This is a genomic window from Rhodococcus sp. AW25M09 (genome assembly GCF_000333955.1).
Lineage (GTDB): Bacteria > Actinomycetota > Actinomycetes > Mycobacteriales > Mycobacteriaceae > Rhodococcoides.
Map to the genome: position 1 here is coordinate 119,988 of NZ_CAPS01000012.1, position 21,251 is coordinate 141,238.

At 63.9% G+C, this 21,251-nt stretch carries 21 protein-coding genes; 8 read left to right on the forward strand and 13 right to left on the reverse strand.

Annotated elements, in window-relative coordinates; all coding sequences use genetic code 11:
• The first annotated feature begins 30 nt into the window (after positions 1 to 30).
• A complete protein-coding gene (locus RHODMAR_RS02395) occupies positions 31 to 1,104 on the forward strand; it encodes an SDR family oxidoreductase (protein ID WP_008710903.1) in 1,074 nt (357 codons plus the stop codon).
• Between the two features lie 53 nt (positions 1,105 to 1,157).
• Here RHODMAR_RS02395 and RHODMAR_RS02400 read toward each other — a convergent pair whose 3' ends face one another.
• The 3 genes from RHODMAR_RS02400 to RHODMAR_RS02410 all read right to left on the reverse strand — a co-directional run bounded on the left by RHODMAR_RS02400 (position 1,158) and on the right by RHODMAR_RS02410 (position 4,780).
• Entirely contained in the window at positions 1,158 to 2,576 is a 1,419-nt protein-coding gene (locus RHODMAR_RS02400) for a xylulokinase (protein WP_008710905.1), read from the reverse strand.
• Positions 2,577 to 2,616: 40 nt separating this feature from the next.
• Positions 2,617 to 4,314 carry a SulP family inorganic anion transporter gene (locus RHODMAR_RS02405; protein ID WP_008710907.1) on the reverse strand — a complete coding sequence of 566 codons (1,698 nt, stop codon included), beginning with the start codon at positions 4,312 to 4,314 and terminating at the stop codon, positions 2,617 to 2,619.
• A gap of 109 nt (positions 4,315 to 4,423) precedes the next feature.
• Entirely contained in the window at positions 4,424 to 4,780 is a 357-nt protein-coding gene (locus tag RHODMAR_RS02410; RefSeq protein WP_008710908.1) for an ArsR/SmtB family transcription factor, read from the reverse strand.
• Between the two features lie 129 nt (positions 4,781 to 4,909).
• On the opposite strand from RHODMAR_RS02410, the gene RHODMAR_RS02415 reads away from it, so the two are divergent.
• From RHODMAR_RS02415 to RHODMAR_RS02435, 5 genes are all read left to right on the forward strand, one after another.
• Positions 4,910 to 5,557, forward strand: coding sequence for a TetR family transcriptional regulator (locus RHODMAR_RS02415; protein ID WP_008710911.1), 648 nt, complete (start codon positions 4,910 to 4,912; stop codon positions 5,555 to 5,557).
• Between the two features lie 138 nt (positions 5,558 to 5,695).
• Entirely contained in the window at positions 5,696 to 6,862 is a 1,167-nt protein-coding gene (locus RHODMAR_RS02420) for an acyl-CoA dehydrogenase (protein WP_042937652.1), read from the forward strand.
• Between the two features lie 5 nt (positions 6,863 to 6,867).
• Positions 6,868 to 7,716 (forward strand): 3-hydroxybutyryl-CoA dehydrogenase, encoded by an 849-nt coding sequence (locus RHODMAR_RS02425; protein WP_269744595.1) that lies wholly within the window; start codon positions 6,868 to 6,870, stop codon positions 7,714 to 7,716.
• A gap of 167 nt (positions 7,717 to 7,883) precedes the next feature.
• Positions 7,884 to 8,678 (forward strand): SDR family NAD(P)-dependent oxidoreductase, encoded by a 795-nt coding sequence (locus RHODMAR_RS02430; RefSeq protein ID WP_008710918.1) that lies wholly within the window; start codon positions 7,884 to 7,886, stop codon positions 8,676 to 8,678.
• 160 nt (positions 8,679 to 8,838) lie between these two features.
• On the forward strand, positions 8,839 to 9,732 hold the full coding sequence (locus RHODMAR_RS02435) for a glucose 1-dehydrogenase (protein ID WP_008710920.1): 894 nt from the start codon (positions 8,839 to 8,841) through the stop codon (positions 9,730 to 9,732).
• Between the two features lie 107 nt (positions 9,733 to 9,839).
• Here RHODMAR_RS02435 and fabG read toward each other — a convergent pair whose 3' ends face one another.
• The 3 genes from fabG to RHODMAR_RS02450 form a co-directional block, all read right to left on the reverse strand.
• Entirely contained in the window at positions 9,840 to 10,598 is a 759-nt protein-coding gene (gene fabG / locus RHODMAR_RS02440) for a 3-oxoacyl-ACP reductase FabG (RefSeq protein WP_008710922.1), read from the reverse strand.
• A gap of 67 nt (positions 10,599 to 10,665) precedes the next feature.
• Positions 10,666 to 11,403, reverse strand: coding sequence for a lysophospholipid acyltransferase family protein (locus RHODMAR_RS02445; RefSeq protein ID WP_008710924.1), 738 nt, complete (start codon positions 11,401 to 11,403; stop codon positions 10,666 to 10,668).
• 123 nt (positions 11,404 to 11,526) lie between these two features.
• Positions 11,527 to 12,492: a lysophospholipid acyltransferase family protein gene (locus RHODMAR_RS02450; protein ID WP_232433552.1), complete on the reverse strand. Its 966-nt coding sequence runs from the start codon at positions 12,490 to 12,492 to the stop codon at positions 11,527 to 11,529.
• Between the two features lie 116 nt (positions 12,493 to 12,608).
• Here RHODMAR_RS02450 and RHODMAR_RS02455 point away from each other — a divergent pair, with 116 nt between their 5' ends.
• On the forward strand, positions 12,609 to 14,012 hold the full coding sequence (locus tag RHODMAR_RS02455) for a GntP family permease (RefSeq protein WP_008710927.1): 1,404 nt from the start codon (positions 12,609 to 12,611) through the stop codon (positions 14,010 to 14,012).
• Between the two features lie 37 nt (positions 14,013 to 14,049).
• On the opposite strand, the gene heR is transcribed toward RHODMAR_RS02455, so the two are convergent.
• The 6 genes from heR to RHODMAR_RS02480 form a co-directional block, all read right to left on the reverse strand.
• Positions 14,050 to 14,841, reverse strand: coding sequence for a heliorhodopsin HeR (gene heR, locus RHODMAR_RS02460; protein WP_008710928.1), 792 nt, complete (start codon positions 14,839 to 14,841; stop codon positions 14,050 to 14,052).
• Positions 14,842 to 14,988: 147 nt separating this feature from the next.
• Complete coding sequence (locus RHODMAR_RS02465) at positions 14,989 to 15,693, reverse strand: M50 family metallopeptidase (protein ID WP_008710932.1); 705 nt, start codon at positions 15,691 to 15,693, stop codon at positions 14,989 to 14,991.
• 79 nt (positions 15,694 to 15,772) lie between these two features.
• A complete protein-coding gene (locus RHODMAR_RS02470; protein WP_008710934.1) occupies positions 15,773 to 16,729 on the reverse strand; it encodes an acyl-ACP desaturase in 957 nt (318 codons plus the stop codon).
• Between the two features lie 128 nt (positions 16,730 to 16,857).
• Positions 16,858 to 17,355, reverse strand: a complete 498-nt coding sequence (locus RHODMAR_RS02475) for a GtrA family protein (protein WP_008710936.1) — start codon at positions 17,353 to 17,355, stop codon at positions 16,858 to 16,860.
• Positions 17,356 to 17,449: 94 nt separating this feature from the next.
• Positions 17,450 to 17,617 carry a hypothetical protein gene (locus RHODMAR_RS28090; protein WP_157225959.1) on the reverse strand — a complete coding sequence of 56 codons (168 nt, stop codon included), beginning with the start codon at positions 17,615 to 17,617 and terminating at the stop codon, positions 17,450 to 17,452.
• A gap of 122 nt (positions 17,618 to 17,739) precedes the next feature.
• The gene (locus tag RHODMAR_RS02480) at positions 17,740 to 19,125 is read right to left on the reverse strand and encodes a maltokinase N-terminal cap-like domain-containing protein (RefSeq protein ID WP_008710938.1); all 1,386 of its coding nucleotides are present in this window, start codon (positions 19,123 to 19,125) and stop codon (positions 17,740 to 17,742) included.
• Positions 19,126 to 19,280: 155 nt separating this feature from the next.
• On the opposite strand from RHODMAR_RS02480, the gene RHODMAR_RS02485 reads away from it, so the two are divergent.
• Entirely contained in the window at positions 19,281 to 20,045 is a 765-nt protein-coding gene (locus RHODMAR_RS02485; protein WP_042937654.1) for a pirin family protein, read from the forward strand.
• An 8-nt stretch (positions 20,046 to 20,053) separates the two neighbouring features.
• Here RHODMAR_RS02485 and RHODMAR_RS02490 read toward each other — a convergent pair whose 3' ends face one another.
• Complete coding sequence (locus RHODMAR_RS02490) at positions 20,054 to 21,160, reverse strand: GGDEF domain-containing protein (protein WP_008710940.1); 1,107 nt, start codon at positions 21,158 to 21,160, stop codon at positions 20,054 to 20,056.
• Positions 21,161 to 21,251 lie beyond the last annotated feature (91 nt).

Below are 21,251 nucleotides of genomic sequence, written 5' to 3' on the forward strand. Positions count from 1 at the left end.
TGCATCTGCCCCAGTGGGTAGTCGGCACCGATGACTACGAACAACACGCGTGCGCTGATCGTCGGTGCCACCGGCATCTCCGGGCAGGCCCTGTGCCGCGCCACACTCGATGCAGGCTGGACCACCTACGGACTGAGCCGCAGCGGCAGTGTCCCGATCGAGGGCGTCGTGCCGGTCGCGGCGGATCTGCTCGACCCGACTTCGCTCGAAGCGGCCCTGCACGACGTGCGCCCCGAGGTCGTGTTCTTCACGGCCTGGATGAAGAAAGATTCCGAGCAGGAGAACATCGAGGTCAACTCGGCGACGCTACGCAACGTGCTCAATGTCCTCGGACCCATCGACTCGGTGAAGCACGTCGCGCTGATGACCGGCCTCAAGCACTACCTCGGACCGTTCGATGCCTACGGCGAAGCGGTGATGGCCGAGACGCCGTTCCACGAAACCGAAGACCGCCTCGACACCCCGAACTTCTATTACGCCCAGGAAGACGAATTGTTCGCCGGCGCAGAGAAATTCGGATTCGGCTGGAGCGTGCATCGCGCGCACACCATCTCCGGATTCGCCGTCGGCAACGCGATGAACATGATGCTGACGCTGTCGGTCTACGCGTCGATCTGCAAAGAACTGGGCGAGAAGTTCGTCTTTCCCGGATCCGAAACACAGTGGAACGGTCTCACCGACCTCACCGACGCCGACCTGCTCGCCGAGCAAATGGTGTGGGCCGCAACCGATGACAACGCACACAACGAGGCGTTCAACATCGCCAACGGTGACGTGTTCCGCTGGCGCTGGCTGTGGCCGCAGTTCGCCGCGCACTTCGGCGTCGAGCCCGAGGGCTTCGACAGCGAGCCGCGGCCCCTCGAGCCCCGCATGTCCGACGCGGCCGCAACGTGGAAGCGCATCGCCGACAAGCACGATCTCGTGGAAAGCGATGTCTCTCGCCTGGCGTCGTGGTGGCACACCGACGGCGACCTCGGCCGCGACATGGAATGCCTGACGGACATGAACAAGTCCAAGAAGGCCGGCTTCCTCGGCTTCCGATCCACGCCGGACGCCATCGCCTCGGTGATCGAGCGCTACCGAGACGCGCGCCTCATTCCGTGAGAGCGGCTCCGCCGCATGTGCGCGGAACTTCGACCCCTGCTACGAACTTCCGCTCACATGGCGGTGGTGCCCTCCGTCAGATCCCGCACCTCGGCGTAGCGCTCCCGCACCGCCGGGGTGGGGTCGGCCTCGTAGGTCTGCGACGGTGCCTGCGCCCAGGTCGGCGGCTCGCTGGTTCCGGCCAGTGTCCACGCGGCCTGCCGCGCAGCGCCGTCGGCCACGTACTCGCCCGGCTCCGGCACGATCACCGGAACGCCGAGAATGGCCGGAGCCAGTTCGCGCAGTGCGGCAGACTTCGCGCCGCCGCCGATGAGCAGCACCCGCTTCGCCTCCACACCTTGTGCACGCAGGTGATCGATACCGTCGGCCAGTCCGCACAGCAACCCTTCGACTGCCGCTCGCGCGAGGTGGCCCGGCGTCGAATTGCCCAGTCGTAGACCATGAATCGCGCCGGACGCGTCGGGACGATTGGGAGTTCGCTCGCCCTCGAGGTACGGCACCAACACCAAGCCCTCGCTGGCCGTCGACAGTGCCAACCGGGACAACTCGTCGTGATCGACGCCCAGCAGACGCGCCGTGGCATCGAGTACGCGGGCGGCATTGAGGGTGCATACCAGCGGCAGCTGACGGCCGGTGGCGTCGGCGAATCCGGCGACAAGGCCCGAACCGTCGGCTGCGGCAACCGATGTCACTGCCGACACGACGCCGGAGGTTCCCACCGATACGATCACGTCACCGGGCTGTGCATCGAGCGCCAATGCTGCCGCCGCGTTGTCTCCGGTTCCCGGCCCGATCAGCGCCCCGGCCGGTGTTCGGCCGATGGTCTCGTACGGCGCAGCGACCCGTGGAAGCTGTGGGTTGCGACCACGAAACCCCAACTGCAGCAGATCTGTTCGATATTCGTTGGACGCGGCCGAGAAATATCCGGTACCGCTGGCGTCGCCGCGATCGGTGGCCAGGGTGTCGAGCCCCGATGCGCCGCCGAGCTGCCAACCGAGCCAATCGTGCGGAAGGCAGACTGCCGCAGTGCGATCGGCGTTGTCGGGCTCGTGGTCGGCGAGCCACCGCAACTTTGCGACGGTGATGGAGGCAAGCGGAACCACTCCGACTGCGTCGGCCCAGGCCTGTCCACCGTCGACGCCTTCCTTCTCACCCAACTCGGCTACGAGATCCTCGGCGGCTCGAGCCGACCGAGTGTCGTTCCACAGCAAAGCCTTACGAACAACCGATCCCGCGTCGTCGAGGCAGACCATGCCGTGCTGCTGTGCACCTACCGACACCGCATCCACATCGTCGAGGCCGCCTGCGTCGGCGATGGCCTCGTCGAGCGCATCCTTCCATCGCTGCGGATCGATCTCGGTACCGTCGGGATGAGCTGCTCGCCCCTGGCGGACCAACTCCCCCGACTCGGCGTCACGGACGAATACTTTGCACGATTGGGTGGAGGAATCGATGCCGGCAACGAGAGCCACGGTGAACTGGTCCTTTCCTACGCAAGTGTGACCTACGACTCTACCCGTGGTGCACGGCCGCGTCGGTGACGAGTGCACGCGCGTGGGCGATGGCCTGCGGTGTGGTGTCGAAGACGCGTCGCGCATCGTCGTCCTTGGTGGTGAACACACCCAGTGCGACAAGGGGGCGTAGGTGTTCGGGTTTGGCTCCGGAGATGAGGACGGTGATTCCGCGGTGTTCGAGCTCGGTGATCGTGTCCTTGAGGACGATGGCCCCGGTGGCGTCGATCGTGGTGACTCGTGACATGCGCAGGATCACCACTTTCACATCCGAGACGTCGGCGAGTTCGAGCAGAAAGCTGTGCGCTGCACCGAAGAACAAGGCACCGTCGATTCGGTACGCGACGATGTGTTCACGAAGCAGCTCGCCTTCTTCCTCCGAGACTGCGTCGAGTGCGTCCAGGGGAACCTGCTCGACCGTGGCAGATCGAGCGACGGCGCGCAGGGCCAGGATTGCAGCGAAGCCGACGCCGACCGCTACCGCTGTCACGAGATCGAAGACGACCGTGACCAGGAACGTTGCCATCATCACCACGGTGTCGCCTCGACTTGCCCGGGTGATCGCCCGGATCGACGCGGTCTCGACCATCCGCACCGTCGTCGCCAGCAATACCCCGGCCAGGGCGGCGAGCGGGATGTCGGCCACGAGTCCAGCGGCGGAGTACATGATGCCCGCGAGGATCACGGCATGAGTGAGTGCCGCTAGCCTGGTCCGCGCGCCGGACCGAACATTGACTGCAGTGCGGGCAATGGCACCGGTAGCGGGAATGCCGCCGAACAGGGGCGCGGCAATGTTGGCGAGCCCCTGTCCGAACAGCTCCCGGTCGGGGTTGTGGCGAGCGCCGACGCCCATCGAGTCGGCTGCCGTCGCGGAGAGCAACGATTCCAAGGCTGCCAAAGCTGCGACGGCACAGGCCGGGGCCAACAACGCCGTCATGTCGCCCAGATGAAAGAAGCTCAGGCTCGGGACGGACAACGACGACGGAATCGCGCCGATGCGGGCGATGTCGAGGTCGAACAACTGCGTGACCACAGTTGCCGCGGCGACCGCGACCAAGGAGAACGGAATCTTCGGTACCAGACGGCCGCCCACGAGCATGACGACCGCGACGGCGAGCGCCACGGCGGGGGTCAGGACAGTCGCATGCGAGACGAACGAACGAGCGGCGTCGAACGCGGATTGCCACACCTTCTCACCCTGAGCATCGGTGATGCCCAGAGCGGCCGGAACCTGTTGCAGCGCAATGACCACGGCGATTCCTGCGGTGAACCCTTCGATGACGGGAGCAGGCATGTACCGCACGGCTCGGCCGACGCCTGCCGCTGCGAGCAGAAGCAGAATGACTCCGGCCATCAAGCCGACGGCGAGAACCCCGGTGGACCCGTACTTCGCCACGATCGGCACCAGTACCACCGTCATGGCACCGGTCGGCCCCGAGACCTGGAACCGCGATCCGCCGAACACCGCGGCGACGACGCCGGCGATGATCGCTGTGGTCAGTCCCGCTGCAGCCCCGAGTCCGGTGCTGACACCGAAGCCGAGAGCCAGGGGCAACGCGACCAGGGCCACGACGAGACCGGACAGTAGGTCCGCGCCGGGTGCGCGGACGGCGGGTTTCCACTCGCTCCATCTGGGCAGGAGCGCCGTCACTGTTCTCAATGCTTCGCTGGTGCGGGTGTGGCGTGTCGGTTCGGACATCACTGGGCCTTCTGACAACTATTCGATCCCTGATCTATCTGATTGCTAAGTTTAGCAAGTAACGAATCAGGAAGACAGGGAGTCGGTCGTCACTCCGAAAGCACGCAGGTCAGGCGCGGTACGGCGCGCGCATCCCCGACTCACCGTCCAACAACTCGGCCTGGTTGGCCACCACTCCGGTGAGTATTTCCCGCGCCACCACCAGCAGGTCTGCCACTTTCGGCGACGTCAGCGTGTACGAGACCGACAAACCTTCCCGAGTGCCCTCGATGAGGCCGGCGCGTCGGAGGATGGACAACTGCTGCGACAGGTTCGCCGGCTCGATGCCTACTTCCGGCAGCATCTCGGACACCGCGTATTCGCGCTCGCTCAACAACTCCAGCACTCGAATTCGTGCAGGATGCGCCAGCGTCTTGAAGAAATCTGCCTTCATTCGGTACAGCGGCCTGCTCGAATCCGTGGCCATGACATCCTTCCGGGTCACCCGACACCGCGTGGCAGGCTACTTGCGAACACTAGCAATCAATTACTCGCATCGAAGGGCCTCGGAAGGACGTCCTCCCTGCCCGCACCGAAGTCCGCTACCTTCACTCCCATGAGCCCAGAACCCGAGGAATCGACCGACTTCAGGCTGACGGTGGCCACGGCGGCCCTGGATCTGTTCTCGGTCAAGGGCTACGAGTCGACGACGGTGGACGACATCGCCGGGGCGGCCGGGATCTCGCGACGGACGTTCTTTCGCCAATTCCGCGCCAAGGAAGACGTCGTCTTCGCCGATCACGAAATACTGCTCGAGCAGGCCGGTGCCTTTCTCGAGTCGAACGAGGGCGATCCCTGGCAAGCGGTGTGCGACGCCGCGCAACTGGTGTACGAGCGATTCTCCGACTGGAAGGAGATGTCGCGGCTGCGCTACCAGGTAGTCCACCGCATCCCGGCCTTGCGCGACCGAGAAATCGTGACCGTCTTCCGGTACGACCGGCTTTTCGTCGACTATCTGCAGCAGAGGCTGCCCGATCATTCGCACCTCGAGATTCTGCAGTTCTCCGCCACGGTGACCGCCACCCACAACTACATTCTTCGGCGGATGATTCGCGACGGCCTTCCCACGTCCGTCGACGATCTGCGGTCTGCGTTGGCCCAGGTTCGGGCGCAGTTCCTCGGCGAGATCGTCGTCGCATCGTTCCCACGGGGCGTTTCTGTCGCCAAAGTCGTCGACGCGTTGGCGGATCACACAACTGGCTGAAGCGTCGCCTCGAGGTGGCACTCAGTGCCGCAAAACGGTGGCCCGCTCTTGAATCATGCAAAATCTGGGCGTAGAGTTGACATATCCTTGGCACTGAGTGCCCTTTGCCAGCAGTGCTGACCCCTACCTTCAAGGAGCGTGGCCGACATGGCCGGAAATCCCGACTTCGATCTGTATCAATCGCCCGAGGAGCACAACGAACTGCGTGCTGCCATCCGCGCGCTGTCGGAGAAGGAGATCGCCCCGTACGCCAAAGAGGTGGACGAGGACTCACGTTTCCCCGAAGAGGCCCTCAAAGCCCTCAACGCGTCCGGCTTCAACGCCATCCACGTTCCCGAGGAGTACGACGGCCAGGGTGCCGACTCGGTCGCTGCCTGCATCGTCATCGAAGAGGTCGCTCGCGTCTGCGGCTCGTCGTCGCTGATCCCCGCCGTCAACAAGCTCGGCACGATGGGATTGATCCTCAAGGGCTCCGAGGAGCTCAAGAAGCAGGTCCTGCCATCCCTCGCCGGCGGCGCAATGGCGTCGTACGCCTTGTCCGAGCGCGAAGCAGGCTCCGACGCAGCAGGCATGCGAACCCGAGCCAAAGCCGACGGTGACGACTGGATCCTCAACGGCGCCAAGTGCTGGATCACCAACGGCGGCAAGTCCGAGTGGTACACCGTCATGGCCGTGACCGACCCCGACAAGGGTGCGAACGGTATCTCGTCGTTCATCGTGCATATCGACGACGAGGGCTTCACGATCGGCCCGAAAGAGAAGAAGCTCGGCATCAAGGGCTCGCCCACCACCGAGCTGTACTTCGAGAACTGCAAGATTCCCGGCGACCGCATCATCGGCGATCCGGGCACCGGCTTCAAGACCGCCCTCGAGACCCTCGATCACACGCGCCCCACCATCGGCGCGCAGGCTGTGGGTCTGGCTCAGGGTGCACTCGACGCAGCCATCGCATACACCAAGGACCGCAAGCAGTTCGGCACCGCGATCTCGAGCTTCCAGGCCGTGCAGTTCATGCTCGCCGACATGGCGATGAAGGTCGAAGCAGCCCGACTGATGGTCTACAGCTCCGCAGCCCGCGCAGAGCGCGGCGAGAAGAACCTCGGGTTCATCTCCGCGGCAGCGAAGTGCTTCGCGTCCGACGTGGCCATGGAGGTCACCACCGACGCCGTGCAGCTGTTCGGCGGCGCCGGATACACCACCGACTTCCCGGTCGAGCGGATGATGCGCGACGCCAAGATCACCCAGATCTACGAGGGCACCAACCAGATTCAGCGTGTCGTCATGTCGCGGGCGCTGCTCAAATGAGCGATATCGAACTCGTAGGCGTCATCGGCGGCGGCACCATGGGTGCCGGCATCGCCGAGATGTGCGCTCGCTCAGGTGGTTCCGTGCTGATCCTCGAGACGAGCCAGGCGACGGCAGACGCCGCCGAGGCGCGTCTCGACAAGTCGTTCGCGCGAGCAGTCAAGTCCGGCCGTATCGAGGCGGACGCGGCGGACAAGGCCCGCGCGGCAATAGCGTTGACACTCGACATCGACGACTTCGCAGACCGCGACCTCGTCGTCGAGGCGGCACCGGAGATCGAATCGCTCAAGCTCGATCTGTTCGGCAAGCTCGATTCCATCGTCAAGCCCGAGGGAATCCTGGCCACGAACACCTCGTCGATCCCCGTCATCAAGATGGCGAATGCGACGAAGCGTCCCGACAAGGTCGTCGGAGTGCACTTCTTCAACCCGGTGCCGGTGCTTCCGCTCGTCGAGATCGTCGTCAGCCTGCTGACCAGCGAAGAGACAGTCGACGCCGTGACGGACTACGCGGGAAACACGCTGGGCAAGAAGACGATCCGCGCCGGTGATCGTGCCGGATTCATCGTCAACGCTCTGCTCATCCCGTACATGGTCTCGGCCATCCGCATGCTCGAGTCCGGCTTCGCCAGCGCGGAGGACATCGACGAGGGGATGGTCAACGGCTGCGCACACCCGATGGGGCCATTGCGTCTGACCGATACCGTCGGCCTCGACGTCACCCTCGCGGTGGCCGAGTCGCTGTACGCCGAGTTCCGCGAGCCGCACTACGCTCCGCCGCCGCTACTTCAACGCATGGTGGATGCGGGAATGCTGGGACGCAAAACCGGCAAGGGTTTCTACACGTATTCGTAGTAGCCCTCCGCCCCTTCTAAATCCCCGCCCCTTCTGGATCCCCGCCCCTTCTGGATCCCCGCCCCTTCTGGATGAATGTGGCATTCAGCTTCTCGGAGAAGCTGAATGCCACATTCATCCGTTCGGGGGGCGCACACTGGAGTCGTTCCACAACACTGGGAGGCTCCATGAACATCGATCTCGACGGCCGAACTGCCTTGATTTCCGGCTCCAGCCAGGGCATCGGATTGGCCATTGCCACCGAACTTGCCCGCGCCGGTGCGCGCGTTGTTCTCAACGGACGCAGTGCGTCCGCACTCGATTCCGCCGAAGAGAAACTGCTCAGCGACATACCCGGCGCACGGGTGATCGTGGTGGCAGCGGACCTGGCGACGGCGGAGGGAGTAGAGACGCTGCTCGCCACGGTTCCCGTGGTCGACATCCTGGTGAACAACCTCGGAATCTTCGGTGCCAAAGCTGCCCTCGATATCGACGACGACGAATGGCGTCGCTACTTCGAGGTGAACGTACTGTCCGCCATCCGGCTCATCCGCACGTATCTGCCGGCGATGACCGACGCCGGTTGGGGCCGAATACAGAACATCTGTAGCGACTCCGCAGTCGTCATTCCCGAGGAGATGATCCATTACGGAATGACGAAAACCGCACTGCTCGCGGTGACCCGTGGCTTCGCCAAAGCTGCTGCAGGAACAGGCGTTACGGTCAACTCCGTCATCGTCGGGCCCACCCACACCGAGGGTGTCGAGAAATTCGTCGCCGAACTCGTCGGCGACGAACTGCCCTGGGACGAGGCTCAGGCGAAGTTCATGAAGGAGAACCGTCCGCAATCGCTCATCGGACGTCTGATCGAGCCGAGGGAAATCGGCAACATGATCGTGTACCTGAGCTCGGAGCAAGCCTCCGCAACCACCGGTGGTGCACTACGCGTCGACGGGGGCTACGTCGATTCGATCCTGCCCTGAGCCTCGCCTTCGTTCACGTGCACCAGTCTGCGTCATCCCGCCTCGAGGCCCTGGCCGGTGGGTCACAGTTTGTGGCCGACCGTTTCGGGGCATGCATCGAGCACACGGAATCGAGCAGAGGTTCTTCACGCAAATCACCGCATTCGGAGACGATTAGACAGTGAGCGATCAGTACACCTTCACCAACCCCGTCACGCAGTACCGTCAGGACGGCTTCCCGGAACAGCACCAGGATCCGCCCGGTCTGGCGGCAGACCTTCAGCCGCTCGCCGACCACGGTGAGAACAGCTATCGCGGGTCCGGTCGCCTGACCGGCCGCAAAGCACTCGTCACCGGTGCCGACTCCGGAATCGGGCGTGCCGCTGCGATTGCCATTGCCCGCGAGGGTGCCGACGTTGTGCTCAACTACCTGCCGTCGGAGGAGAAAGACGCTCAGGAAGTTGCTCAGCTGGTACGCGACGCCGGCCGCACCGCAGTCTTGGCTCCGGCAGATATCACCGACGAGCAGGCAGCGCGCGGAATTGTGCGCACCGCTGTCGACGAGCTCGGCGGCCTCGACCTGTTGGTCAACGTGGCGGGCAAGCAGCAATTCGTCGAAGACCTTGCGGACCTGTCCTCGGAGCAGTTCGACCAGACATTCAAGACCAATGTGTACGCACTGTTCTGGATCATTCAGGAAGCGGTGCCGCACATGCCTGCGGGTTCGACGATCGTCAACACCAGCTCCATTCAGGCCTACACGCCGTCGCCCGGTCTGGTGGACTACGCGACGACGAAGATGGCCATCAACACCATCAGCAAGGCACTTGCGCAGCAGTTGGCACCCAAGGGAATCCGGGTCAACGTGGTTGCGCCGGGGCCGTTCTGGACTCCACTGCAGGCAGCAGGAGGTCAGCCGACATCAGCACTGCCGGAGTTCGGCAAGGAAACTCCACTGGGCCGGGCAGGTCAGCCGGCCGAGATCGCCGGCGCGTACGTGTACTTGTCCTCGGCCGAGTCGGGATACGTCACCGGTGACACGCTCAATGTCAACGGCGGACTGCCGACTCCGTAATTGATACGACCGCCTGCCCGTGGATGAATGTGGCATTGAGCTACTCCAAGTAGCTCAATGCCACATTCATTCGTTTGCGGGGTCCGGTGTGACGCGATCGAAGGCGGTCAGTCCTTCGGTCCACCTGCGGCGTAGACAACCTGGCCCGAGATGAATCCGGCACCCTCGCTGACGAAGAACGACGCCAGGTGCGCGATGTCATCGGGGTGTCCGACGCGATTGACCGGAATCTGAGACGCAGCAGCAGCTTTGAAGTCCTCGAAAGGCATCCCCACGCGCTCGGCCGTCGCCGCGGTCATCTCCGTTTCGATGAATCCCGGGGCGATGGCATTGGCGGTGACACCGAACTTGCCGAGTTCGATGGCGAGGGTCTTGGTGAATCCCTGCATACCGGCCTTGGCAGCGGAGTAGTTGGCCTGTCCACGGTTACCGAGGGCCGAGGTGCTCGACAGGTTGACGATACGACCCCACTTGGCATCGATCATGTGCTTCTGGACCGCGCGGGTCATCAGGAACGATCCACGCAGGTGCACGCCCAGAACCGAATCCCAGTCCTGCACCGTCATCTTGAACAGCAAGTTGTCCCGGGTGATACCGGCGTTGTTGATCAGCACGGTCGGCGCTCCGAACTCGCTCGCGATGCGATCGACAGCAGCCTGGACCGACTCCTCGTCGGCGACGTTGGCACCGATGGCCACTGCCTGCCCGCCTGCGGACTGAATCGCACCGACGGTGTCGCTGCACGCGGCCTCGTCGAGGTCCACCACAGCAACCCCGAAACCGTCCTTGGCCAGCCGCCTGGCGACCGCAGCACCGATTCCCCGTGCACTACCGGTGACAATGGCGGTCTTGATCTGATCACTCACGAATATCTCCTCATACGACGCCGAACTCGATAACTGTCATCTGTTTCTATCAACACCGGGCGTGCGGTCAGTACGCAGCCACCGCCCCGTCGAGTGCTTTCTGCATACCCTCCGCCACCACCCGGGTGATGTCGATCGGCTTCTCGGGTAGTCCGGTGATGGGGGTATCGATGTAGACGCTGGCCTGCTTCACCTTCGGCACGCCGGGGCCGTAGCTCAAACCGATACAGACCAATACCGGTTCGACGCCCAGCTTGCGTGCACGCATTGCGATGTGGCCGATTCCGCTGCCGACGTGCTGCACCGTGTTGGGATCTTCGAGATTGCAGGTGCCCTCGGGGAACACCGCGAGGTCGTCGCCCCGCTTCATACGCTCGGCGCTGACATCCATCATGCGGCTACCCGCAGCGCTGACGGCGCGCATTCCGTGGTTCTTGCCCCGAAAGACGGGAATTCCGCCCATCATGTCGATTCGCCTGCGCTGCTTGGGTTCCTGGAACAATTCGTCTTTGGCCAATACCCTCGTTCGTCCGATCACCGGACGCAGTGCCGACGACCACGCCGCCGCTGCGAGGGTGTAGGGATCGCTCTCGGTCAGATGATTGACCGCGATCAGCAGACGCGTGTCGTCGTACACGAGCCGACGCAACTCCTCGCGCGCACCATCGGGATACGACACCCGCGGGCGGAAGCGTCGAGCAAGGGCGGCATAGGCCAACCTCGCAACTCGACGACTCTGCTGGTGACGCAGGTAGAAGTCGTACACGGTCACATCGTTCTCGAGAATGACTGCAGGCCGATCCATGAACCGAGCTTAGCCTCACACCTGGGAGGAACCCATAGCCCGGATGTCGTGGCGAAGTGCGAGCTCGAGTGACTCGCTCGATTCGTCTGCACTACTGCGTTATCGAGCTACGACAACGAGGTATCAGCCGAACACCGGGAACTTGCGCTTGAGAGCGAGGGCATCCATTCCGGACTGGATACTCGCGCGCACCTCTTCGTACTTGGCGTCGACGTACGCCTCGTCGTCGCACAGCGCAGGATCGTGGTCGAGCTCGACCGGAGGCATGAAACGGGTGCGAATCTTGGCGGGCAACGGAATTTGCGGCAACGCGGCAGGCGCAATGATCCAGGGAAGCGAGATCGCAATCGGAAACACCTTCAACCGCGCAATCTTGTCGAGCTTGAGCGCCCTCGAGAGCTTGTCGCCTCGAACGAGTACCGGCATCGCGTCGGCCCCGCCGACGGTGGCCACCGGAACGATGGGTACACCCATGCGGATGGCGAGCTTGATGAAACCGGTTCGGCCGCCGAGAGTCGCCTCGTCCCGCTTGCTCCAGGGCCGCAGTGAATCGACCTCACCGCCCGGCCACACGATGACGTCCCGGCCCTCGGCCAAAGCCGTCGACATCGAATCCGGTGCCGCGGGGAGCACACCCATCGATCGGAACACCTTGCCGATCAACGGGAACGCCATCAGTGCATCGTGCGCCGTGCCGTGCAGAATCCGCCTTTCGCCGAAGTGCCGCCACCATTGCGCGCCGACGGTCCACGCATCCCAGACGAACGGCGCACCCGAATGCACGCCGACGACGAGCACCGGCGACTCGGGAATGGTCTCCCAACCGTCGATCTCCATTCGGAAATAGCGGTCCATCACCCCGTTCCAGAGCCGCTGCTGACGGTCCATGGCGATTGTGTTCTGGTCGTCGAGGTCCCAGCCACCGGCGCGATCGGCAACCACGGACCCGAGGCCCCCGGACGCTTTCGCGCGTCGCTCCTTCATCTTCATTCGCGCTGCAGCGGCGTACCGCTGCGCCTGCTCGCGCAACTGCTCCTTCGTCGCGTCGTCGGAGGCATCCCCACCCATTACGTGATCCCCATCACTCATACTGGCACCGTACTCCACCCCGTAGAAGTCGACCGACAACGAGCGCTCGTAACCCCGCGAGACGTCCCACCCGTCCGATATGGTCGAAATTCAAGCCGAGCGAACGAGGTACACCGATGGATCCGATCGAACCGGCATACGGAACGACCACATTGCTGCTGATCGCAGCCGCCGCCGTCGCAATCCTGCTTTTCCTCATCATGAAGGTGAAACTGCACGCCTTCGTCTCCCTGGTTCTGGTCAGCGCGGTCACCGCTGTCGCAGCGGGGATCCCACTGGCAGACGTGCCCGCGGCGCTGCTGTCGGGCTTCAGTTCCACACTCGGGTCGGTCGCGCTTCTCGTCGCCTTGGGCGTGATGGTCGGCAGACTGCTCGAAATCACCGGTGGCGCTCAAGTATTGGCAGATACCCTGATCAACCGGTTCGGGGCCAAACGCGCGCCTCTCGCACTCGGTGTCGCCGCGCTCATCTTCGGCTTCCCCATCTTCTTCGACGCCGGCCTCGTCGTCTTCTTGCCGATCATCTTCACCGTCGCCAAGCGCTTCGGCGGATCGGTACTGCTGTACGCCCTGCCGACCGCAGGCGCGTTCGCCACGATGCACGCCATCGTTCCTCCGCACCCCGGCCCGGTTGCGGCCACCGACCTCCTCGGCGGCGACATCGGGACGGTACTTCTCGTCGGCATTCCCGTCGCCGTCGTGTCCTGGTTCGTCGGCTCCTACCTCGTCGGTACCCAGCTCGGCAAGCGGTTCAACACCACGCCGATCGACCTCTTCTCCACCGGGTCGACGGACTCCGAAGAGCACGACAAAGAGATGGCCGCCCTCCGCGAACCGACGCCGAAATTCGGTGCGGTGCTGTTCATCCTGCTGACGCCGCTCGTTCTGATCTCGCTCAACACCGTCGTGAATACGCTGACGACCTCGGGCATACTCACCGGTGACGAAACCTGGGCCGCCGCATTGACGCTCATCGGCCAGACCCCCATCGCCCTGCTCATCACGCTGTTGCTGGCCCTGTTCATCCTCGCGCCGGGACGCTTCCCGGTGGCCGACGGTGCCAAGTACATGGACCAGGCACTCGGGCCCATCTGTTCGATCATCTTGATCACCGGTGCCGGCGGAATGTTCGGTGGAGTGCTGCGGGCGAGCGGAATCGGGCAGTCGCTCACCGCATCACTGTCCGACGTCGGTCTGCCGATCATCCTGCAGGCCTTCCTGATCGCCACTGCGCTTCGCGTCGCACAGGGTTCGGCCACAGTTGCCCTGACCACTACGGCCGGACTGATCTCGGTGCAGGTAGCCGAACTGGATCTGAGCAACTTCAAGATCGCGTTGTTGGTGTTCGCACTGGCCGCCGGAGCCACCGTCCTCTCCCACGTCAACGACTCCGGCTTCTGGCTCGTCAGCCGGTTCTTCGGGATGGACGAGAAGACGACACTCAAGACCTGGACCGTCATGGAAACGACACTCGGTTTGGCGGTCTTCGCCGTCGCATCACTGCTGTGGGTGGTGTTCTAGGTTCGATCCGGTGGGTGCAGGGTGCGGCTACGCCCGATCAGGCGAGGGATCCGGCCACGATCTGCCAGGCCAGCGCCGACTTCGCGGCGAGGCTGAGGACCAAGTAGACGAACTCGCCGAACGCGTAGTCCTTCCACGGTCCGACCCCTCGGTACTGCAGCCACTGGTTCGCGGCGAAGCTCATGAAGAAGACGAACAGCGAGAAGAAGATTCCGAACACGAAGGACGGGATTTCCGCGGCTCCGAAGAGGTTGACGGCGATCGCTATCCAGGGTGCCGCGCCGGCGATGCAGCCGAACCAGAACGCGGTGAGATCAGGCCGTTGCCCGGGCGGGTTGGAGCGTTCCTGGAGCCAGCCGAACAGGATCATGGCGACGTTGGTACCGATGATCGCGATGATGGCGGTGACCTGGGTGATGCCGGCGTAGAGAGCGATGAGGACGACCATGATCGTTGCGCTGACGCTGTATTCGACCCACCGGAACGGGTTGATGCCCCGAGAGAGGTTGCGTTCGTACGCTGATCGCAGCGGTACCCCGGTGAGGAAGTGGTCCACCGCTGCCAGTGCCAGGAAGAGCGCGACGGCAATGCCGATGGGAATCGCAAACGCTGCCTGGGCCTCTGGGACCTGGGTTCCCGGGGGCCCTGCGGGGTACGCGGTGGTCAGGTCGATGGCGAAGTCGGATGCGATGACGAGCACCGCAACGGCCTGAATCGCATGAAGCGCGGACAGGGAAATGTTCCAGATACGGAGGCGACGCAGCCTGTCCGGTGTGAGGGTGTGTTCTGCGGTGGTCGACGAAGGTCCCGAGTCCGATATGCGTGCCATGTCCACCAGCGTTACAGGTTGCCCGTCCAGTGACAAGGCATAGCGACCAGGACATTCGCCGGCCTCGCGCGGAGCTTCAGCGCCGATCGGGTGTCTGCACCAGTGATGTGGTGTTGTGCGAAGTCATGCCGGCGACCCCCGTGCGTGTCATTGCACCGGAACCAGAATGCGCCAGGCCCCCAACGCCAGCGAGCCGACGGTGACCAGCAGGAACAGTCCGACCCAGACGATGCCGGGTAAGAATGTCAGCCGAGCCAGTTGATCGGCATCGGAATCGCGGGCTCGTCCTGCACTGCGGGAGCGCTGCAGCTCCAACACCGGGCGCGGGCCGGCAACCAGCAGGAAGAACGTGATGAAGTACGCCGCAGCCACCTGCTGCTCACCGGTACCCCACCAGGACACCACGAACAGGGCTGCACCGACCGTGACCAGGGACAGCAGCCCGTAGATGTTGCGAATCATCAACAGCATCAACGCGATCGAGATGACACCGATCCACAACACCGCCACCGCATGCTGGGTTCCGAGCACAAGCGCGGCACCGAGGCCGAGTAGCGACGGCCCCACGTAACCCGCGAACGTCATCGCGATGACACCGAGTCCGGTGGGCTTGCCCTTCGAGATGGCGACGCCGGAGGTATCCGAATGCAGTCGCAGCCCCATCAGCTGACGACCTGTGATCAGCGCCACGAACAGGTGCGCGCCCTCATGGGCGATGGTGACCACGTTGCGCGCTATCCGCCACGTCTGAGGCACCACGACTATGACAAGCGCAGCCAGGGCCGCAGCTTGGACGATCCACACCGGTGGATCAGGACTCACCGCGGAGATGCGGTCCCAGAATTCGTTCACACCCCAGTATGCGGCTTCGCCGCAGTGGTGCGATTACGTGCCGCCGGGGGCACTCGACCGCACCACTGCCGCAGGCATGTCAGGACGCGCGTGCTTCGGCCTTCGCACGTTCGCGGGCGAGGGAGCGATCCCTCATTTCCTCGAATTTGGTGGCCTGACGCTCGAGGTCTTCGAGGAACACAGCGAGTTCTTCACGCTTGTTCTCACCGCGGGCGGTGAAGTCGTTGCGCTCGAACACGCTCCACTTGCGCAGCACCGGCCAGACGACGTCTTCGAGGTGCTGACGCAGGTCGTAGATGCCGTGCTTGGCCATCAGCACACCGTTGCGGCGGAAGTTCGGCATCCCGGCACCGGGCATCACGAAGTTCATCACGATGTCGGAGACCGCCTGCAGCGTCTGATCGGGCGAAATGTCCATCGCTGCGCCGGTGATGTTGCGGTAGAAGATCATGTGCAGGTTCTCGTCGGCCGCGATGCGTTGGAGCATGCGGTCGGCGATCGGGTCGTCGCAGACCTTGCCGGTGTTGCGGTGCGAGACGCGGGTGGCGAGCTCCTGGAACGTCACGTACGCGACCGAGTGCAGCAGACCGACCCCCGCACCGGCAGGCGAGACGTACCCGTTGGTCATGTGGATCATGCGGGCTTCTTCGAGAGCCACGGGATCGACGCCGCGGGTGACGACGAGGTAGTCGCGCATGACGATGCCGTGCCGGTTCTCCTCGGCGGTCCAGCGGCCGACCCAGGTTCCCCACGCGCCGTCGCGGGAGAAGTTCTCGGCGATCTCACGGTGGTAGGAGGGCAGGTTGTCCTCGGTGAGGAGGTTGGTGATCATCGCGGCCTGGGCGACGTCGGAGAGCTTGGACTGCTCGGGGTCGTAGTCCTGGCCGCCGAGGGCGGCGAAGTTGCGGCCTTCGTCCCACGGCACGTAATCGTGTGGATGCCACTCCCGCGCCATGGTGATGTGACGGTTCACGTTGTCCTCGGCAGTGGGCACCAGCTCCTGCAGAAGCTCGAGCTGTGTCAGATCCCTGGCCATCGACATGCCTCCTAGCATTGACGTCAGCTCACGAGCTTAGAGCCATCCGCCCGTCACAGGGGCAGCCTCGCCGAGACTCTGTTAGAGGTAGCAACCGACGTCCTGCCCGAGTCGTGCGATTTCACAGCTCACGGCTGGGCAGGTTCGAGACCGGAGAAGTTCGGTGCGCGGAAGACCCAGCCGCGGAGAGCGACGAACCGGGCCGCACCGAACAGTCCACTGACAGCGATGACGACCGCTACCTGTACGTACGTCGCTGCGGTCGGAAAGAGGATGTGCATGGCAGCCAGGGAGGCGGTACTGAGACCGACCCCGATCAGGGCCAGCCCGCCGGCTTCCCACTGGGTCTGGAACCAGCCGACCCGGCCGACGGCACGGAAGGTATGACGGCGGTGCAGCTCGTTGGCCAGGACGGTGCTGGCGGCCACACCCGCGAGATTTGCGGTGAACGGTCCGAGGAATGCGAGTACGACGAACAACAGGGCATACACACCGTTGCTCGACACTCCGACGACGACAAAACGTACGAACTGCGCCAGAACCGACTCACCGAGCAGTCGAGCCTTGATCCGAGGCACACAGCTCGCCGCCTCGGACGGGGCCGAGGCTTTCACCGAAGTGCTCACGAGGTCTCCAGTTGTAGAACCGGAAGCGTCGATCGGCGCTTCGATCGATACAACTCCGAGCAGGAGCAGATCGGTCTCGGACGTGACGGACGTCTCAGGCCTTCGAGGAACTTTCTTCCCGAGCGCGCTTCTTGCGGTCCAGGTCGATGTTCAGACTGTCGGACTTGATGGACGCGACGAACAACACCGCAACGAGAACCACCACTACGACGATGGTGATGACGACCACCGCGATGCCGAAAATTGCCAAAATACCGTTCATGTCCTGCCTCCCGTGTCAGGCAATACGGTACTTGTCGTAGACAGACCGCTCCACTCCGGCCCAGCTGGGTCGTTCCGACAGGCTCCACTCCCGCCCGACTGGGTCGTTCCGACAGGCTCCACTCAGCTCACCAGGCGCGCCACGGCACGCATCGGCAACGACAGCCACGTCGGCCGATTGCGAGCCTCGTACAGAACCTCGTACACCGCTTTGTCGAGCTCGTACGCGCGCAGCAGATCGGCTTCGTCGCGGGGATCGTGCCCGGCAACCGAGGCATAGCCGTCGAAGAACGCGGCGATGCTCCGGGCGGCCCACTGGTCAGCTCGCTTCCGCACCGAGGGGTCCTCGGGCAGATCGACCAGCAGATGGTTCGCGGCATAGTCGAACGAGCGCAACATTCCCGCGACGTCACGCAGGGCACTGTCCATCTGTCTACGCTCGGCCAACGTCTTGGCCGGCTCACCCTCGAAGTCGATGAGCAGCCACCGCTCGGGAGTCCCCAACACCTGCCCCAGATGCAGATCACCATGGATGCGCTGCACCGTGGTGCTGTTCGACGCCTCCGCCCGCGAAATGAGGGCCGTGGCTGCCGGGATGTACCGAGCGATGTCCGGCACCACGCGTGCCACTCCCGAAATGCGCGCGAGAATCTCCTCGACCGCGGTCGATTCCACCGAGCGCTCGACGGTGCCCAACATCGAGGCCAGGTCGTGATGCACCTGCGCGACGGCCGCCCCGATGCGATGCGCATCCGGGGCGAAATCACCGGGCAGGTCCTCGACCGCCGTGTCCGGAGAATCGAACACCTCGCGAACGCTCGCCAGGGCCGCTGTCCAGCCTTCGGCGGAGTTCGCGGCGAAGTCCTGAATCATGCCCAGTGTGGTCGGCTCACCCCCGACCTCGGCTTCCAGCCAGCCCCGCAGCGGCGCGACGTTGACACTGCCGGCCTCCGCCAACGCACGATGCAGTTCGACGTCCGGGCTGATCCCCGGCGGCACCTGACGGAACAGCTTGAGCAACAGCAGATCACCGAGGATCACCGACGTGTTGGACTGCTCGGCCCCGAGAACCCGACCACGCAGACCGCTCGGCACACTCGAACCATCGACTACCTTGAATTCGATGCTGCCCGTGCCTTTTTCGCTCGTGAAAGCATCGCCGTACAGACCGATGATCTCGGGGTCTCGCAAACCGTCGAACACGGCCACCTCGCCCGCCACGGGAAGTACCCACGGCCGCAGCTCGTCGGTCAACTCGGTGCGGAAGCCCAGGGGCACCTGATAGGTCTGCGTCACCACCACGCCGTCCTGGGTCAGCTGCACCTGCACCAGCAGGTGTTCGGCGGCGAAATGCGGCTCGTCACGGAGGACTTCGCGCGCAACGATCGTCACCGAATCCACCGTCGAACCCTTCGCGCCGAACCACCGTTGCGCCGGCAGCCACGTCGCCAGAGCCTCCTCGAGCTGGGGTTCGACCGTGCTTGCCGCACTCGAGCTGGAACCGACCATGAGAATCTCTCGCCGCCTTCGGGGGTGTGCAGAGGGTGTGACCGTACGTACCGAAACCTACCCACTCGCGGCCACACTCACACTCCGACGGCAAAGACACCCGAACGTTATGCAGGTCGTACGCAAGCACACCGGCGTGCTCGTACAGTGGTTGCATGTCCGCTCCACTGACCGCCCACATCGATGTGCACCGCGCGGGTGATCGACTGAAAACCCGTGTGTCCTGGTTGGACTCGAAGCATTCGTTCTCCTTCGGCCAGCACTACGACCCCGACAACACCCATCACGGACTGCTCTTGGTCAACAACGACGACATCGTCACGGCCGGTCAAGGTTTCGAAACGCACCCGCATCGCGACGTGGAAATCGTGACGTGGGTGATGCAGGGCTCACTGGTTCACCAGGACTCCATCGGGCATTCCGGAATCATCTACCCCGGACTCGCCCAACGCATGAGCGCAGGCAAAGGCATCATGCATTCGGAGAAGAACGACTCCTGGAACATCGACGGCAATCACCACACCGAACCCGTTCGCTTCGTGCAGATGTGGGTGATCCCGGACAGCCCCGGCATCACTCCCGGCTACGAACAACTCGAGATCGGCGACGAGTTGTTGCGCGGCGGGCTGGTCACGGTGGCGTCGGGCATGGACAAACACCGAGGTCAGGCCGCGATCGGGATCTCACAGAAATCGGCAGCGCTGCATGCTGCCAGGCTGACACCGGGAATGACCGTGACTGTGCCCGATGCTCCCTTCGTCCATGTTTTCGTCGCCCGCGGCACCGTCTCGATGGAGGGCGTCGGCGACCTGTACGAGGGCGACGCGGTGCGCATGAGTTCCACTGGGGGACAGGAAATCACCGCCGCCGAACCGGCAGAGGTACTGATCTGGGAAATGCACTCACGGCTTGGTGCCTAGGATCTCGCTCACTCTTGCGCTGCCTGGGTGGACGACGACTCGGCGAAGACAACCTGGTTGCCGCCCCGATGCTTGGCTTCGTACATCGCCAGGTCGGCTCGGCGTAGCAGTTGTGTCGTGACCGCAGCGCTGTCGACAACGGTACGCCGCTGATCGGACGTGTAGCTGCCGTGCGCAACTCCGATGCTCACCGTCAGCGTAGCGGCGTCCTGTTCCGAGTGCGCCGAATTGCGATACAGCTCGGCCAATTCGGCGGCCTCGCACGCGGCCAACGTGGTCACCACAGCGAATTCCTCACCGCCGATGCGTGCGACGAGCACCCCTTCGGTCGTCAGCCGCTTAGCGACGAGCTGCAGTGCGGAGTCGCCTCGGTGATGGCCGAAGCGATCGTTGATGGATTTGAATCGGTCGACGTCGATGACCATCACCGACACATCTGTGGCATCGAGCAGAAATATCGGCAGTGCCTCGTCGAGTCCACGCCGGTTGCGGACCTGTGTGAGCGGATCGACGTTGGCGGCCTGCGCTTGAACCTGAAGCTTGAGCAGCAGGAACTGGAAGAACGTCGGACCCATGAATGTGATGGGAAGCAGAACCACCAGCTGCGCGATCGCCAGGCCGTGATCTGCATCCGGCGACAACAGGATGAGTACGAAGAACAGCGCCACGATGAAGCCGGCCCACATCAGGTGCAAGCCCATCACGCGGGAGCTGTGAAACAGCTGCACATAGACACTGTTGGTCGCCAACATCGCGCAGGCCAAGAAAACAACCTGCGGCGACCCGTAGGCCAGCAGGATGCACGCCGTGCCGACATCCGCATACGCAGCGAACATCAAGGACACCCGCTTCGAGGGCCACGGCACCTTCAGCCAGGCGATACCGACCAGGAGTGTCGACACGATCGCAACGACGAAAATCGCCCTGCCGACCGCCGACGTCGGAGGGGTTTCGGTGAGCAGTAGCAACGCGGCCGCGCCGAGCCCGTACGACATTGTGCTCAGTGCTGCCGCGAGACGATATGGCGTGAGCGCACCGTGTAGATCGAGGTAACTGACCACCGATTCGTAGCTGTGCGGCTGGCGCCACCACGTGCGTAGGAATGTCGACTGCATGTCACCTCCATCCGCGCGTGTCGACGGAGGATGGCGACCGGTCATGGACGGCACCGTCGGCCGTCGGACCAGCCGCCGATAATGCTAACCG

Coding starts and splice junctions, on each gene's coding strand:
- RHODMAR_RS02395 (WP_008710903.1), top strand. CDS start 31: ATGACTACGAACAACACGCGTGCGCTGATCGTCGGTGCCACCGGCATC.
- RHODMAR_RS02405 (WP_008710907.1), bottom strand. CDS start 4,314: ATGTCCGAACCGACACGCCACACCCGCACCAGCGAAGCATTGAGAACA.
- RHODMAR_RS02410 (WP_008710908.1), bottom strand. CDS start 4,780: ATGGCCACGGATTCGAGCAGGCCGCTGTACCGAATGAAGGCAGATTTC.
- RHODMAR_RS02415 (WP_008710911.1), top strand. CDS start 4,910: ATGAGCCCAGAACCCGAGGAATCGACCGACTTCAGGCTGACGGTGGCC.
- RHODMAR_RS02430 (WP_008710918.1), top strand. CDS start 7,884: ATGAACATCGATCTCGACGGCCGAACTGCCTTGATTTCCGGCTCCAGC.
- RHODMAR_RS02445 (WP_008710924.1), bottom strand. CDS start 11,403: ATGGATCGGCCTGCAGTCATTCTCGAGAACGATGTGACCGTGTACGAC.
- RHODMAR_RS02450 (WP_232433552.1), bottom strand. CDS start 12,492: ATGAGTGATGGGGATCACGTAATGGGTGGGGATGCCTCCGACGACGCG.
- RHODMAR_RS02455 (WP_008710927.1), top strand. CDS start 12,609: ATGGATCCGATCGAACCGGCATACGGAACGACCACATTGCTGCTGATC.
- heR (WP_008710928.1), bottom strand. CDS start 14,841: ATGGCACGCATATCGGACTCGGGACCTTCGTCGACCACCGCAGAACAC.
- RHODMAR_RS02470 (WP_008710934.1), bottom strand. CDS start 16,729: ATGGCCAGGGATCTGACACAGCTCGAGCTTCTGCAGGAGCTGGTGCCC.
- RHODMAR_RS28090 (WP_157225959.1), bottom strand. CDS start 17,617: ATGAACGGTATTTTGGCAATTTTCGGCATCGCGGTGGTCGTCATCACC.
- RHODMAR_RS02480 (WP_008710938.1), bottom strand. CDS start 19,125: ATGGTCGGTTCCAGCTCGAGTGCGGCAAGCACGGTCGAACCCCAGCTC.
- RHODMAR_RS02485 (WP_042937654.1), top strand. CDS start 19,281: ATGTCCGCTCCACTGACCGCCCACATCGATGTGCACCGCGCGGGTGAT.
- RHODMAR_RS02490 (WP_008710940.1), bottom strand. CDS start 21,160: ATGCAGTCGACATTCCTACGCACGTGGTGGCGCCAGCCGCACAGCTAC.